The 14346-nt window shown below is 71.8% G+C and carries 9 protein-coding genes; 2 read left to right on the forward strand and 7 right to left on the reverse strand.

What is annotated here, in order from left to right:
- Positions 1-8 precede the first annotated feature (8 nt).
- Positions 9-1772, forward strand: a complete 1764-nt coding sequence (hutH, locus tag ACFZBU_RS12880; RefSeq protein WP_391583548.1) for a histidine ammonia-lyase — start codon at positions 9-11, stop codon at positions 1770-1772.
- On the opposite strand, the gene ACFZBU_RS12885 is transcribed toward hutH, so the two are convergent.
- The 5 genes from ACFZBU_RS12885 to ACFZBU_RS12905 all read right to left on the reverse strand — a co-directional run bounded on the left by ACFZBU_RS12885 (position 1738) and on the right by ACFZBU_RS12905 (position 5797).
- Positions 1738-2361: a S26 family signal peptidase gene (locus ACFZBU_RS12885; protein ID WP_391583549.1), complete on the reverse strand. Its 624-nt coding sequence runs from the start codon at positions 2359-2361 to the stop codon at positions 1738-1740. The two genes, hutH and ACFZBU_RS12885, sit on opposite strands and share 35 nt — an antisense overlap.
- A gap of 11 nt (positions 2362-2372) precedes the next feature.
- A complete protein-coding gene (locus ACFZBU_RS12890) occupies positions 2373-4238 on the reverse strand; it encodes an ABC transporter ATP-binding protein (protein ID WP_391583550.1) in 1866 nt (621 codons plus the stop codon).
- Entirely contained in the window at positions 4235-4792 is a 558-nt protein-coding gene (locus ACFZBU_RS12895) for a hypothetical protein (RefSeq protein ID WP_391583551.1), read from the reverse strand. The genes ACFZBU_RS12890 and ACFZBU_RS12895 overlap by 4 nt, the downstream gene beginning before the upstream one ends.
- 2 nt (positions 4793-4794) lie before the next feature.
- Positions 4795-5358, reverse strand: coding sequence for a MauE/DoxX family redox-associated membrane protein (locus tag ACFZBU_RS12900; RefSeq protein WP_391583552.1), 564 nt, complete (start codon positions 5356-5358; stop codon positions 4795-4797).
- A 238-nt stretch (positions 5359-5596) separates the two neighbouring features.
- Positions 5597-5797 (reverse strand): hypothetical protein, encoded by a 201-nt coding sequence (locus tag ACFZBU_RS12905; protein WP_391583553.1) that lies wholly within the window; start codon positions 5795-5797, stop codon positions 5597-5599.
- Between the two features lie 769 nt (positions 5798-6566).
- Here ACFZBU_RS12905 and ACFZBU_RS12910 point away from each other — a divergent pair.
- Complete coding sequence (locus tag ACFZBU_RS12910; RefSeq protein WP_391583745.1) at positions 6567-8894, forward strand: HelD family protein; 2328 nt, start codon at positions 6567-6569, stop codon at positions 8892-8894.
- Between the two features lie 247 nt (positions 8895-9141).
- Here the strand turns inward: ACFZBU_RS12910 and fxsT are convergent, their stop codons facing one another.
- The gene (gene fxsT, locus ACFZBU_RS12915) at positions 9142-13134 is read right to left on the reverse strand and encodes an FxSxx-COOH system tetratricopeptide repeat protein (RefSeq protein WP_391583554.1); all 3993 of its coding nucleotides are present in this window, start codon (positions 13132-13134) and stop codon (positions 9142-9144) included.
- Positions 13131-14333, reverse strand: a complete 1203-nt coding sequence (gene fsxC / locus ACFZBU_RS12920) for an FxsC protein (RefSeq protein WP_391583555.1) — start codon at positions 14331-14333, stop codon at positions 13131-13133. Before fsxC ends, fxsT begins: the two co-directional genes overlap by 4 nt.
- Positions 14334-14346 lie beyond the last annotated feature (13 nt).

The following is a 14346-nucleotide window of genomic DNA, read 5'->3' on the forward strand; positions in this document are numbered from 1 at the left end:
GCCATGACGTGAACGTATTTCTCTCTCTCCGCCGTGCGGCATCCCGGCCCGACGCGGCGGCCTCCCGCCGGCGCTCGGGCCCCGCGCGGCGCCGGCGTTCGACCGGAGTCGTCCTGGCCGTCGCCGTGTCCTCGGCCCTGGTGACCGGCTCGGCCGGCCCCGCGCCCCGGCACGCCGCGCAAGCGGTCGCACCCACGGGTGGCAAGAAGGCGGTCGCAATCACCCTCGACGGGGACCACCTGACGGTGGCCCAGATGCGGGCGGTGCTGCACGGCAACGCCGGACCGGTGCAACTGGCGCCGGCCGCCGCCGACCGCATGCGCGCGGCTCGCGAGGGTGGGTTGCTCGCGCTGAGCCGCGGCCAACGCGTGTACGGCTGGAACCAGGCACTGGGTCCGCTCAAGGACCGCCCCCTCACCGACGCCGAGCAGCGCGACTTCCAACGCCGGGTGCTGCGCTCGCACGCGGCCGGCACCGGAGAGGAACTCCCGCCCGGTGTCGCCCGGTTGGCCCTGGTGCTGCGGGCGAACGCGATGGCCCGGGCCCGGATGGGGGTGCGGCCCGAGATGGTCGAACGCATGCTGGCGCTGGTCAACGCGGGCGTGACCCCGGTGATGCCATCGATCGGATCCCTGGGCACCGGGGACCTCCAGCCGATGGCCGCCGCGGGGCTCGTGCTCACCGGCGACGCGGGCACGGCCCGGCTGCGCGAGGGGCCCGCACGCGGGGCGGCCGAGATCCTGCGCCAGGCCGGTCTGCCGGTCGAGTTCCCCTTGGAGGCGGGCGAGACGCTGCCGCTGATCAGCGGCAGCGGTGTGCTGACGGCCCGCTACACGGCGTCGGTCGACCGGGCCGAACGGTTCCTGGACCAATTCCGCGGCGCATTCGCCCTGTTCCTGGAGGCCACGCGCGCCGAGGCCGGTTCCCTGGACGAGCGCACCCACGCCGAACGCCGCATCCCGGCCCAGGAGCACGAGGCCGCCCGGCTGCGCGAACTCACCGCGGACAGCGCCTGGATGACCGAACAGGGCCGGGAGAGGTACGGCGAGAAGTCCCCCCGCGTGCAGGACGCGGTCTCGGTCCGCGCCGCCCCGCACATCACCGCGACCGCCCGCCAGACACTGGACGAGGCCCAGACCATCATCACCCGCGAGGCCAACGCCTCGACGTCCAACCCACTCCTGTTCGAACGCCCGGACCACACCTGGGAGTTCGTGATGGGAGGCAACTGGGACGGCGCCCGGATCGGGCACGCGATCGACACCCTCAACGCCCAGATCACCGATGTCGCCGTACTCTCCCACGAGTTGTCCGGTCGCCTGATCGCCTCCAAGTGGAGCTACGGACTGCCCGACAACCTCGCCGGCCCGCCGGTCGGTCTCAACTCCGGCCTGGTGCAGGTACAGACCGTGGGAGCGGCCCTGATCCCCGAGATGCAGACCCGCGCCATGCCGGCCGGAGTGCTCTCGCGCCCGGAGAAGTTCGGGCAGGAGGACCACAACACGATGGCCATGGCCTCGGTGCGCAACCTCGACGACAACCTCTCCCGCGCCGAGATCGTGCTCGCGGTGCAATTCCTGCTCGCCGCCCAGGGCATCGACCTCGCCCGACCCACCATGGGCGACCTGCCCCTGGCCAAGGCAACCGACGCGCTCCACCACCGACTCCGCGAACGGGTCCCCGCCCTCGGCGACGACCGCTGGCTGACCCCGGACGTCGACGCCGCCATCGACATGGTCACCCACGGCGCCCTGCGCCCCGACGGATCCTGAGCCCGCCCGCCCGGGCCGACGGCCCGGGCGGCACTTCCGGCCCCGGCCGGCCGCCGGGGCCGGCTCGGCGACCGGGTCCAAGCCCGCGGATCACGACCCCGAGGATGTCGGCGCGTTCGAGGTAGCCGATGTGGCGGGAGTCGTGGCTGTGCGCGGCGTTGTCGCCCAGCAGGACGAACCGTTGCGGCGGCACGGGCCGCCCGGCCTCGGCGGCGAGGGCCGGGCCCAGGCCCCGGGGAACCGGATCGCCGGGGCCGGCCGCGACCCGTTTGATCATCCGGCCGCGGGCATCGGGCGGCGCGCAGGCTCGCCCGTCGGGTGACGTGTGCGGCGCCGCGGGCTCTCCCGGCGGCGCACCCGAGGGTGGTCGCCACGTGGCGACCACGACCCGACCGGTGACCGAACCGGCCGGCTCGCGCCGGCCGAACCGCCGCACCAGCACCCGGTCGCCGCTGCGGTAGGCCGGTTCCATGCTGGCGCCGGCGACGGTGATCACGGCGAGCAGACGCCGGGCCGCCAGGGCGGCCGACAGGGGCGTCCCGATCACCACGATCGCGAGCGGCAACAGCCGTCTGCCGACCGGCCACATGGTGTACCTCCTCAGGAGACGAGCGAGTCGGGGACGTCACCGGATCCGCGCCGGTAGCCGTCGGCCTGCATCGTGAACAACCGGGCGTAGGCCCCGCCCGTGCGCATCAGTTCGTCGTGCGTGCCCTGTTCGACGATCCGACCGTGTTCGAGCACGACCAGCGGATCGGCGTCGCGCAGCGCGCCGAGCCGGTGCGAGATCAGCAGGCTGGTCCGGCCCGCTCGGTGTTCGCGCAGCCGCAGATGGATCTCCTGCTCGGCTTCGGCGTCGAGTCCGGAGCTGGGTTCGTCCAGGATCAGCAGGTCGGCGTCCGCGCGCAGCAACGAACGCGCCAGCGCGATGCGCTGCCACTGTCCGCCGGACAGGACGACGCCGGTGCCCGGGTCGCCCTTGTCCTCCTCGGAGAAGAAGATTCGGCTGAGCATGGTGCGGTAGCCGTCGGGCAGGCGGGATATCGTTTCGTGCATGCCGGACAGGCGCGCGGCGCGTTCGATGGCGTCCCGCTCGGTCAGCCGGTCCAGGTCGCCGAGTCCGATGTTCTCGCCGGCGGTGAGGTCGTATTCCATGTAGTCCTGGAAGGTGGCCCCGATCCGCCTGCGCAACTCGACGGGGTGGAACGCCCGCAAGTCGGTGCCGTCCCACAACACTCGGCCGCGCTCCGGGTCGTACAGCCGACACAGGAGCTTGATCAGCGTCGTCTTACCCGCGCCGTTGAGCCCCACCAGGCCCACGCAACGGCCCGCGGGAATCGTGAGGTTCACCCCGCGCAACACCCAGGGGTGGTCCGGGCCGTAGCGAAACCACACGTCGCGCAGTTCGATGCCGTGCCGGAGCGCGGGCACCGGCTCGGGGCGGGCGCGCACCGGCAGGTCGTCCCCCGTCTCCCGGACGACGACGTAGTGGTCGAAGAGCAGGAGCGCCTGGTGTCCACCCGCGATGTCGTTGGCCAGCGCGGCGAGTGCCGTCTGTACGGCGGGCAGTGCGGCCACGAGCAGCGCGACGTCGCCGATGCCGATCCGGCCCCGTCCCGCCTCCCGGACCGCCCACAGCAGGCCCAGTCCGGCCACCACCGACGCGAGCACCCCGAGGCCGATTTGGATGGTCAGCTCCCGGCGGTCCACCGCCTGTTTCGCCGCGTCGGCCCTGCGTCGTTCGGTGAGCATGCGCTCGCGCAGGAATCCGCCGATCCCGAACAGCCGGATCTCCTTGGCGGCCTGCGCGTTGGTCAGCACTTGGAAGTAGAACATCTCACGGCGCTCCGCGGGCCCGATGTCCCAGAGCATCGCCGCCCGCCGCCGGCTCATCGCCAACTCGCCGAGCAGCACCGGCACCCCGGCCAGGAGCACGGCGGCGGCCAGGAGCGGGCTCACGACGATCAGCGAGCCGAGGAAACCGCCGATGGTGAGCACCCCGCCCAGCACCCCCAGTGTGCTGTTGACCGCCTGCATCGGCGTCATGCCGCCGGCTTGCTGGGCCAGCCGCAGCCGGTCCAGGAACCTCGGGTCCTCGAACCTGCTCAGACCGGTCAGGCCGTCGACTGCTCGGTAGAGGGAGTCCTGGGCGCGCAGCGCGGTCGCGCGCTGCGTCTGCGCCTGTACGTACCGCGCCAGATGCGGCACCGCAGCGGCGGCCACTCCGGTCGTGGCGAGCAGCCCGGCCGGCACGAGGAGCGCCTCGACCCCGCCGCCCGCGGCCAGCCGCTCCAGCACCGCCCGCACGGTCCACGCGGCGGCGATCGGCAACACCGCGCCCAGCGCGGTCAGCAGCGTCAGGACCGCCAGATGCCGGGGCGCCGCCCGAAAGGCCAGTCCCGTCGCCGATCGCAGCACCGCGGCCAACCGCCGCGACCCCGGCGACGACGCCGTCTCCGCACTCACGGGACCGCGGGCACGAGGGCCGGCAGCACGTGGTCGCCGACGGCCTCCACCACGAGTTCGTCCCCGACGGCGCGCACCCGGCAGATCACCGGGAAGGCGCGGGCCGCGAACGCCTCGGTCACGGGTCCATCGACGGATTCGTGCACGACCCGGGTGACCGGTGCCAGTTCCTCGATCATCTGCCGGGTGTCCGGATCCGCGGCCCGTCCGCCCGCGACGACGACAACGGCCGCATCCGCGGAAGTTGCCCGCAGCGCCGCCGCCACCCGCGGCAACTTCTCATGGCACGGCGGGCATCCGGGCGACATGAACACCACGACGGTCCCGGTGCGAAGGTCGCGCCTGTGCAGGGGTCCGCCGTCGACGGTGCGGGTCTCGAAGGCCCCCACGAGGGCGCCCGGAGGCAACATGCCTTCGTCGTCGACCATGTCCGGGGACCGGCGCGGGCCCTGGGCCTGCTGCGTGCGCAGTCTTCGAACCAGGCCCACGGTCAGCAGGAGGTCGAGCAGACACAGCGCGCCGACGAGCACGACGGCCGCGATGAGATACGGCATGGTCACCCTTGCCCTTTCCGTGCGGCGACGGGGAAGGCGTCGCGCAGCAACTCGGATACGTCGTCCAGAACGGTCACCGTCACGCCCGTGATCAGGCCGATGCCGATGGTGACCGCAAGGCCGCCGGGGGCGTCCGGCAGGCCGTGGGGCGCCCCGACCGCGCCGATGGCCGCCACGACGATCAGGAAGCCGTTGCGACCGAGTTGGAGCGGGCCCGTGTCGATCGCGGAAGCCCCGAAGCAGCGGCAGGACACCCGCACGCCGCGTCGAAGCGACACCGCCATCGCGAGGGTGAACACCGCGAGCAGGCAGCCCACCAGCACGAATCCCACGAACGCCGCCGGTCCCGGCGACGACAACAACACGATCCCGGCGGTTTCCGCCCCGACGACAAGGCAGCCCACGGCACGGGCGCGGCGGGCGGGCACCACGGCGAACGCCCGGACCGAGCGCACGAACGCCGCGAAGGATCGCGCGGAGTGGAGCTTGCTCACCACCGCGACCGCGAGAACGACCCACAGCAGGGCCCGGCAGGACATCGCGGCGAGTTCCATGGCGCAGGCCACCCTTCGATCGTGACGGCTCGACGCCGTCGGGCCGGTCGGCCCACGAAGCGAGAACAGGGACGGGGACAAAGACCTGACACAGGGCGTGAACGGGAGTCGAGAACAAGAACGGGACAGCACCCCCGGAAACGGATCGGGGGCGCCGGTGGACCCGCGTGGAGACCACCGACGCCCCCTCACTCCTGCGGTACGGACCGAGTCCGCCCCCGTGCCCGAGGACTCCTCCGACCGGCCGGCGTCAGCAGCCGCAGTGGCCGAATGCGTAGTAGTAGCTGCCGTCGTCACAGTTCATCCGGTACTGGGTGTACTTGCTCTGGCCGGCGCAGCTGCCGTTGATGCACTTCGAACCGGCCTTGTGGCAGGCGACCGCGTGGGCCGTACCTGCGGGAACGAGCCGTTCCACCAGGCGATCGGCGATCGCTCGCGTGAACTTGGTCATGGATCTTCTCCTTCGCTGACGCCGCGTCGCCGTTGCTCGACGCGGTCGAACCGGAATGCCCTCGGCCCGGCGGGCCACGACAGAGCCTGGGCGAGCGGGCCCGGCGCCCACAACGGCCCGGGCCCGTTCCGAACAGCCCGGCGGCCGTCCGCCCTGGTCAAACGGCTGTCCGAGCGTCGTTCGGGACGACCGGAACAGCAAACGGAACAGTTGGAATCGCGGGCTCCGACACTCGCGGACCTTCGTGGGGATGCTCCCGACGCCGGGCATGCGGACGGCCGGACCGGTCCGAGTGAGTCGTTACAGCACTACCTCCCGGGCCTGCTCGACGGGTCGTTCAAACCCGTCACCGTACGGCAGTTGCCGAACCACACCAGCGGCATCCGGGCCGGCGACGGTCTCGGGGACTCCCACGGTCCGGCCGACGTCGAGACCAATTGGACCGACATGCGCTCGCGCAGTCCGGCCGAATCGATGGACGCGACGACCGGCCGAGCCGTGCGCCCGCGGGTATTCGGGCAATTCGCTCGCGGCCCGCAAGCGAGTCGATTCCATTACCGGAACAAGGATGCGGAGAGGTTAGGACGCGCCGGGCAATGACGCGAGAGACAACGAGAAAACCCCGAGCGTCGAGACGCTCGGGGTTTCTTGACATCCGGGGTTTTGCACGAGGTATATTGGATGGTTCTGAATACCGGTTGTTCACAGTATTCGGGAAGCTGAATGACGACATTGTATCCGGCCGGGAGTCGAATTGTCAAACGCCGAATTGCGACACGAGCAGGAATTCGTCGATGTGTTGTACGCACGCCTCGCGGAGCTGCGTGCCCAGACGGAGGCCGCCGTGACGAGCGCGCTCGGGCGCGAGCACGACGGCACTCGGCAGGCGCGCGTCGAGCGGGACATCGCGGTGTTCGAGCACTCGGGTCTGCTCGCGGCATTCGACGCCGGCGCGAACGGCCTGTGCTTCGGGCGATTGTTGTTCCGCGACGGCGCCGACCACCACATCGGCAGGATCGGCATCCGCCGCGACGACGCCGAGCACACCCCGATGGTGATCGACTGGCGCGCCGACCTCGCCCGGCCGTTCTACCTGGCGACCGGGCACACTCCGATGGGTCTGCGGCGCCGGCGGCACATCACCACCTCCGGGCAGCGGGTCACCGGGCTGCACGACGAGATCCTCGACCTCACCGACGACACCCGCACCGGCTTCGAGGGCTCGGACGCCGACGCGGTCCTGCTCGCGTCGCTCGACGCGGCACGCACCGGGCGCATGCACGACATCGTGCAGACCATCCAGGCCGAGCAGGACCGGATCATCCGTGCGCCGCACCGCGGCGTGCTCGTGGTCGAGGGCGGCCCGGGCACCGGCAAGACGGTCGTCGCCCTGCACCGCGCGGCATACCTGCTGTACGCGAACCGCGAGCACCTGACCCGCCGCGTCGTACTCGTGGTCGGCCCCAACCCCGCCTTCCTCGGCTACATCGAGGACGTCCTGCCCTCGCTCGGCGAGACGGGCGTGCAGTTCGCCACGCCCGGCGAGCTGTTCCCGGGCGTCACCGCGACCGCCATGGACACCCCGGAGGCCGCCGAGGTCAAGGGCCGGGCCGCGATGGCCGAGGTGCTGGGCCGCTTCGTGGCCGACCAACAGACGGTGCCGGCGACACCGTTGGTGATCGGGCACGACGACGGCGACCTGTTCCTCGACGCGGACATCGCGAAGGCCGCCCGGAGCAGGGCGCGGGCAACGCTGCTGCCACACAACCTCGCCCGGGCGGCGTTCGCGTCGCGCGTGATCGACGGCCTTACGGAGCAGTTGGTCGACCGGCTCGGTGCGGACCCGTTCGGCGGGCCGAACTTCCTCGGCCCGGGCGAGATCGCGCAGTTGGCGATGTCGGTCGCCGAGAGCCCGGCCGTGCAGGCGGCCGTCGACGAGTTGTGGCCGCGCCTGACTCCGCAGGGCCTGGTCGCGGACTACCTTGCCGAACCCGTGTACCTGTCCGAGGAGGACGCGGCGGCGGTCCGGCGTCCGGCCGTGTACGACCCGGTCTTCGGGACTTGGACGAGCGACGAATGGACGGTGGCCGACGTACCGTTGCTCGACGAGGCCGCCGAACTCCTGGGTGAGGACGACTCGTTGGCGCGGGCTGCGGCGGCGGCCGAGCGGCGCCGGCAGATCGCGTACGCGCAGGGCGTGCTCGACCTGTCGTACGGCTCACGCACGCAGGAGTTCGAGGACCGCGACGACGAGGAGTCCGAGGTGCTGAGCGCCCACGACCTCGTGGACGCCGAGCGCCTCGCGGAACGTCAGGAGGAACTCGACCACCGCACCTCCGCCGAGCGCGCGGCGGCGGACCGCACCTGGGCGTACGGCCACATCGTGGTCGACGAGGCCCAGGAACTGTCCGCGATGGCCTGGCGGTTGCTGATGCGGCGCAGCCCCACCCGGTCGATGACCCTGGTCGGCGACCCCGTGCAGACCTCGGAGCCGGGCGGGTGCGGGTCGTGGGAACGCATCCTGGTGCCGTATGTCGAGGGCCGCTGGGAACGGGTCCGGCTGGGCGTGAACTACCGTACGCCGACCGAGATCATGGACGTCGCGGCCGAGGTCGTGCGGGCCGCCCACCCGGGGTTCGAGCCGCCGAAATCGGTGCGCTCGACCGGCGTGAAGCCGTGGTCGCTCCACACCGCGGACCTGCCGGCGGCCGTGGCGTGGGCGGTCGCCCACGAGGGGGTCGCCGACCCGGCGGCCGCTCGGGAGCCGGGCACGCGGGAAGGCACCGGCGGCGGCGAGCCGGGCACTCCGGTCGACGGGCGGCTCGCCGTGATCGCGCCGCGCGAGCTGATCGATGCGGTGGCGGCCGCGGTTCCGCACGCCGAACGAGGCGTCGAGCCGGACCTCACCCGGCCGTTGGTCCTGCTGGACCCCAAGCAGGCCAAGGGGCTGGAGTTCGACGCCGTGATCGTGGTGGAGCCGGCCGCGTTCGCGCTTGCCGACCTGTATGTGGCGCTGACCCGGGCGACGCAGCGACTCGGCGTCGTGCACACCCGCGACCTGCCATCGGGCCTCACCGGCCTCGCCCCGGCGGGGTGACGGGGGCGGTCCCGACGGAGGGTCGGGGGCCTCGGACGAGGTACCGGAGCGGCCCCCTCGAAGTACCTCCACCCGGCCTGCTCCCGCCGCGGTGACCGGCGGGCAGGCCGGGCGGGGGTGACCGGGGCGGCCCGGCGGGGTGACCGGGGCGCCGGGGCGAGGCCCATCCCGCTCGCGTGCGCGCGCCGCCCGTCCGCCCCCGTCCGGGCGCGGCCACGCCGTTCCGCGCCCGCGCCGCGCGGGTGGGTCAGATCGGGGGAATCTCCACGTCGAAATTGATCCGGCGCCCCCGGAGCATCTGCTGGTACGTGGGGTGTCGGCTGCCCGAATGGGACTCGACGCGTGCCATCGCTTCGCTGACCTCGCGTTCGGCTCCCGGAGCTCCGGACAGTCGGCGCTCCAGCGCCGCGTTGTAGGCGGAGCACAACACCCGCGGGGGATGATCGGGAGCGAAGACCCGGCGGAATCCCGCGTTGGCGACGGCGTCCTCGGCCGCCGCCTCCTCGTGCCGGCCCAGGACCGAGAGAGCACCCGCACGCGTGGTCCGGCAGGCCAGCGTCATCGGGTGGTCCGCGCCCAGGGCGTCCTCCATCGCGACCAGCGTCACCGTGCTCGACCGGAGCGCGAGGGCGGCTTCGCCGTACAGCGTGTTGAAGATGGCCAGGTTGGTGGCGCAGGCGAGCGAGAACGGATGCGTGTCCCCGAGCCGATCGCGGTACCGCTGGTAGGTCTCCGTCGCGATGTCCACCGCCTCCGCGTAGTTGGCGGGGTGTTCGCGCCCCAGCGTGGCCAGGTCGCACGCAAATCCGATCGCGCACGCCAGCGTGTCCGGGTGCAGTTCGCCGAATCGGCTGCGCAGCGTGGTCAGGATGTTCCGGCTCAGCGTCAAGGCGGCTTCGGCATCGCCCATCCGCCGGTGCGTGACGGTCAGGAACCGGTCCGTGACCAGGACCACGTCCCCGCTCTCGCCCTCCTTGGCGACCTGCCGTTCGCGCGTGTCCAGCAACAGGCTCAGCGATCCCTGGTAGTCGCCGGTCTCCCGGCGGTCCAGCGCCAACCGGTTCGCCGAGTGCCAGGTCGCCGGGTGGTTGTCGCCGAAGATCTGCCGGCGGCGACGATAGTTCTCCTCGTTGAGGCGCAGCGATTCCATCGGGCGCCCCACGAGGCTGAGCGAGATGCTCAGGTTGTTCGCGGCGCGGAGGGTGTCCGGGTCGTTCGGGCCGAACGCGCGCTTGCTCAGTTCGTAGGTGCTCTGTTCCTGCTCGAAGGATTCCCGGTACCGGCCCAGGGCGCGCAGGTCGGCGCCGTAGTTGCGGGCCGTGACCAGGATGTGGCGTTGGTTCGGCTCGACCAGCAGGCGCTGTTTGCCCAGGGTGTCCTTGTCCCGGTCGTGTGCCTCCTGGTAACGCCCCAGCGAGCGCAGCGGGTTCGCGACCTGCGCGGCGAGCCGCAGGGTGTCCGCGTCGTCGGGAACGATCCGTTCCCGCCATCGGGTCAGCACCTCGTCGCCGAGGTCGACCGCCGCCTCGTGGTCGCCGGTGCGCCACATGTGCCGGACCTGACCCACGATCCATTCGCGCACTGCGGGAGCGGCGCTGTCGATCGCTCCGGAGACCTGTAGGTGTGGCAACAACTCGGCGTATTGCGCGCGGACTTCGGCGCTGCCCTCGTTCACCCCGGTCATCGGGCGGGCCGCGGCCAGCGCCTCGTGCACCAGGTGCCGGGTCGCCTCGTACGTCTCGGCGTCCTCGGCCAGCCACTCCCGCACCGCGGCCTGGAGGAGCCGGTGGACCTGCACCGTCTCGCGTTCCACCCGGGCCAACGCGTAGTGGCCGAGGTCGCGGATCAGGTCGCCGAGCACCATCGGGTCCCGCACCGCCGGTTCCAGCTCCGCCAGGTGGCTGCCGACCACGTTGCCGTACAGCAGTCGGGTGGCGATCGGCTCGGGCGACAGGAACGCGCACAGTTCCAGCAGGCGAGCGGCGGCGGGCCGTTCGGCCTTCAGGCGGTTCACCGAGAGCCGCCAGATCGCGGTCAGCGGGGTGCCGTCGGAGGACGCCGTGCCCTCTCCCATGTTCCCGACCACGGCCAGTGTGCGGCCCACTTGGCCGCGGACCTGCTCCAGGTAGGTGTCGACCGGCATGCCGGTCTGCCGCAACCAGGCCGCGGCCTGCTCGACGGCCAACGGAAGGTCGCCGAGTTCGGCGGCCACCGCGGACGCGTCGTGTACGGACAGGTTCCCGACCCGCCGCCGGAGCAGTGCGATGCTCTCCGGGCGGGAGAAGACGTCGACCTGGAAGGGCTCCGATTCGTCTCGGGCCGCCGCGTCGCGGGAGGTGATGATCACATGTCCCGGGCCCCGGGCCGGCAGGTAGCGGCGCAGCCCCTCGGGATTCTCCTCGCTGTCCGCGTTGTCGTAGACCAGCAACCACGGCCCGTTGGCGTCGCTCTCCAGCGCGATCAACGCGGCCTGGCTGCGTTCCGCGACGTTCGAACCCGCCACGTGCAGGTGGTCGCCCAACTCCGCCAGGGCCGGCGGGATCCGACGGTGCTGGTTGGCGCCGATCCACCAGATCACGTCGTACTGCGCGCCGTAGCGGTGCACGTACTCCAACGCGATCTGGGTCTTGCCGATGCCGCCGAGGCCGTAGACCAGCGCGACGCCGGGGGGGCTCGTGCCGTCGAGGGGGTGGGCGCCGAGCAGGCCGCGAAGGTTTTCCAGGAGTTCGTCGCGACCGGTGAAGACGCCGTAGCGCGGTTGGGCGTTGCACACCCTCGCCTCCCGTCCCGGGAACCTGGGGTCGGGCGACACCGGCGTATCGGGCGGGGTCAGGGCGAAGGCGCCCAGGATCACCGCACGCGCCTCCTCCGCACCGAGGTTGTTCAGCGCCACCAGCGTCGCGCCGGGCAGGTTGAGCAACACCGGTTCGTCGAGCACGGGTTCCAGCGGCTGCACGCTGATCACCCGCGGCGCGTCGGGCCTGGTGTCGACGGCGAGTTGCAGCACCTCCCGGGCGAGCGGAGTGAGCGCGAACTCGTGCGACAACAACGCGATCACCACGTCCGGCGCGCCGCCGGCCGCGGTGGATCCCGCCGGCATCGGCGGCGGTTCGACCGCGACGCCGGCGGCCCGCAGCGTGACCGTCATCCCGACGGCGCGCAACTGCACGGCGATCCACTTCGCCCACATCCGGTCCCGCTGCGCGTACTCGATGCGGACCCGGGCGGAGGCCGCCTCGGCCTCGTGCGGGCGGACCCGTTCGAACCGGGCCAGCAGCGTGCGTCGTTGCTCCTCCGGGATCGCCACGAGCGACCCGACCCGACCGCGGCTGATCACCGAGGTCAGGCGTTCGTACGCGGCCAGCAGGCTGGTGTCCTGGCGCGGGCGGTCCCCGATGGTGGCCAGGATCTCCTCGTAGGAGTAGAAGGGCTTGTACGGAATCTCCACGTCCGCCCAATACTTCTCCCGCCCCGCGGCGGAGAGGTGGGCCAGGAAGGGCTCGAACCTGCGGCGGGCGTAGTCCCGGCTGACCTCCAGCTTGATCATTTCCGAGTAGTCGACCCGCATCGGCACGGGCAGGATCCGCACCCGGGGGGCCGCGTGTTGCACGTCTCGGGCCACGCTCGCCGCACCGTCGACGGCCTGGGTGCTGAGCGTGAAGCAGTTCACCAGCACGTCGGGGAGCAGCAGGGTCGTGATCCCCGAGGTGTCGCTGAAACCGGTGCGACTGTCGATCAGGACGTAGTCGTAGTGCTCGCGGATGTCCGCACCCAGCGCGAGCAACAGCTCCTTGCCGTCCCGCCGTTCGTAGAAGCCGCGCCAGTCGTAGGTGTTGACCGTCTCGGAGTACTCCGGTGTGCGCTTGCCCGAGGAGACGAAGTCGATGTAGCCGCCGTCGGCGAAGTTCCAGCGCAGCGAGGACGCGTAGCGGTCGACCCGGGCGTACTCGCGAAGGTGTTCGGGCGCCGGTTTGGGTTCGAGCATGTCGAAGGTGCGCACCAGGTCGATCACGCCGGGCGTGGAGTCGAGGCCGCGGTCGCCCAGAAATGGACCGAAGTACGGGTGCAGGCCGGGGGCTTCGAGGTCCCAGTCCATGGTCAGCACACGCAGGCCGTTCCCGGCCAGGATCCACGCGACGTTGGCCAGCGCCATGGTCCGGCCGGTGCCGCCCTTGAAGGAGTAGAACGTCACCACGGTGCCGGGGGCCGAAGGTTCGGGGGCGGCCGGGTCCTGGTTCACGAGGAGGAACCTCCAAGCAGGGGGAGCCTGTCGAAACTTCCGGTCGGCATGACGGGGGATCGTCGGTACGTGTCCGCCTTCATGGCGTCGTTCTGTGCCCGTGCCAGCGTCTCACGCAGGGCGCGGGTGAAGCGATCGCGATCGGGCACCGCCCAACAGCCGCTTTGTACCGGATACTTGCCGCGCAGTCGGGGCAGACATCGATCCAGGGCTGCGTCGAGCACGTCCGCGTGGGCGGCGGACTCCGTGTCGTCTCGTGCTCTGGGCTCCAGCACGGCGGCCGAGACCACGGCGTCGTCGACGGATGTCAGCAGCGAACACAGGGCCGCCGTCCGGGTGATCCAGGCGTCCAGGAGCAGCACGGTCAGCTGTCTCGGGTTCGGCCGCCGGTCGGTCAGCGCGGGCAGGGTCTCGTCGAGGAGCTGCACGGTCGAGGTGAACTCCAATTCGCCCGCGGTCTCCCGGGCGAGCGCGACCAGGGACCCCGTCTCGGTGGGATCGTAGGGCGCCCAGTCGAGCGGATCGGCTCCGTAGAACCTTCGATTCGTGCGCTCGGCCGGGAGTTCGTCCACCCCCGGGGCGGACAACACGAAATCCACCGTGTGGTGCGGCGCGGCGACCGGAACCGGCCGGGCCCGCCCGTTGAGGCCGTGGCCCGGCGGCGCGACCCGGGCGCGGGGGGAGGTCGACGGGGACAGCAGGCGGTCGGCGACGGCGTGCAGGACCTCCTCGTACTCCCGGTGGTAGCGCGGCTTGAACCGCAGCAGGTGCAGCAGTCCCTCCTGCTCGTAGGTCGGCGACGAGACCCGGATCTCGGCGGGCCAGTCCCCGCTCGGTGCGATCCGCTCCACGCCCGGCGGCATCGGGGTCCAGATGATCGGGACGATCACGTCCATCGAGCGTTTGGTGCGCGACCAGTGCACCTCGGTTCGCTGTTGGAAGAAGGCCCACTCCCGGGTGCAGTCCTCCCGGGTGAAGTAGCGCGACGAATGCAGTACGACCAGCTTGAGACAGCGGTCCATCAGGTCGGCGGACGGCGGGCCCGGGCGCCGGTCGGGCAGCACGCCCACCTGTTCCGTGGATCCTTCGGTGCGTTCGGCCACCACGAGCGACAGATCGCCGAAGAACTCGCGGACCCACAGATCGTCCGTCCTGCGGACGTGGCTCAGGTAGAAGTAGTGGCTCGTCGTGTCCCCCATGCGTCCCCCTTCA

This window comes from Embleya sp. NPDC008237 (genome assembly GCF_042956465.1).
Classification (GTDB): domain Bacteria; phylum Actinomycetota; class Actinomycetes; order Streptomycetales; family Streptomycetaceae; genus Embleya.

Coding starts and splice junctions, on each gene's coding strand:
- ACFZBU_RS12885 (WP_391583549.1), bottom strand. CDS start 2,361: ATGTGGCCGGTCGGCAGACGGCTGTTGCCGCTCGCGATCGTGGTGATC.
- ACFZBU_RS12895 (WP_391583551.1), bottom strand. CDS start 4,792: ATGCCGTATCTCATCGCGGCCGTCGTGCTCGTCGGCGCGCTGTGTCTG.
- ACFZBU_RS12905 (WP_391583553.1), bottom strand. CDS start 5,797: ATGACCAAGTTCACGCGAGCGATCGCCGATCGCCTGGTGGAACGGCTC.
- fsxC (WP_391583555.1), bottom strand. CDS start 14,333: ATGGGGGACACGACGAGCCACTACTTCTACCTGAGCCACGTCCGCAGG.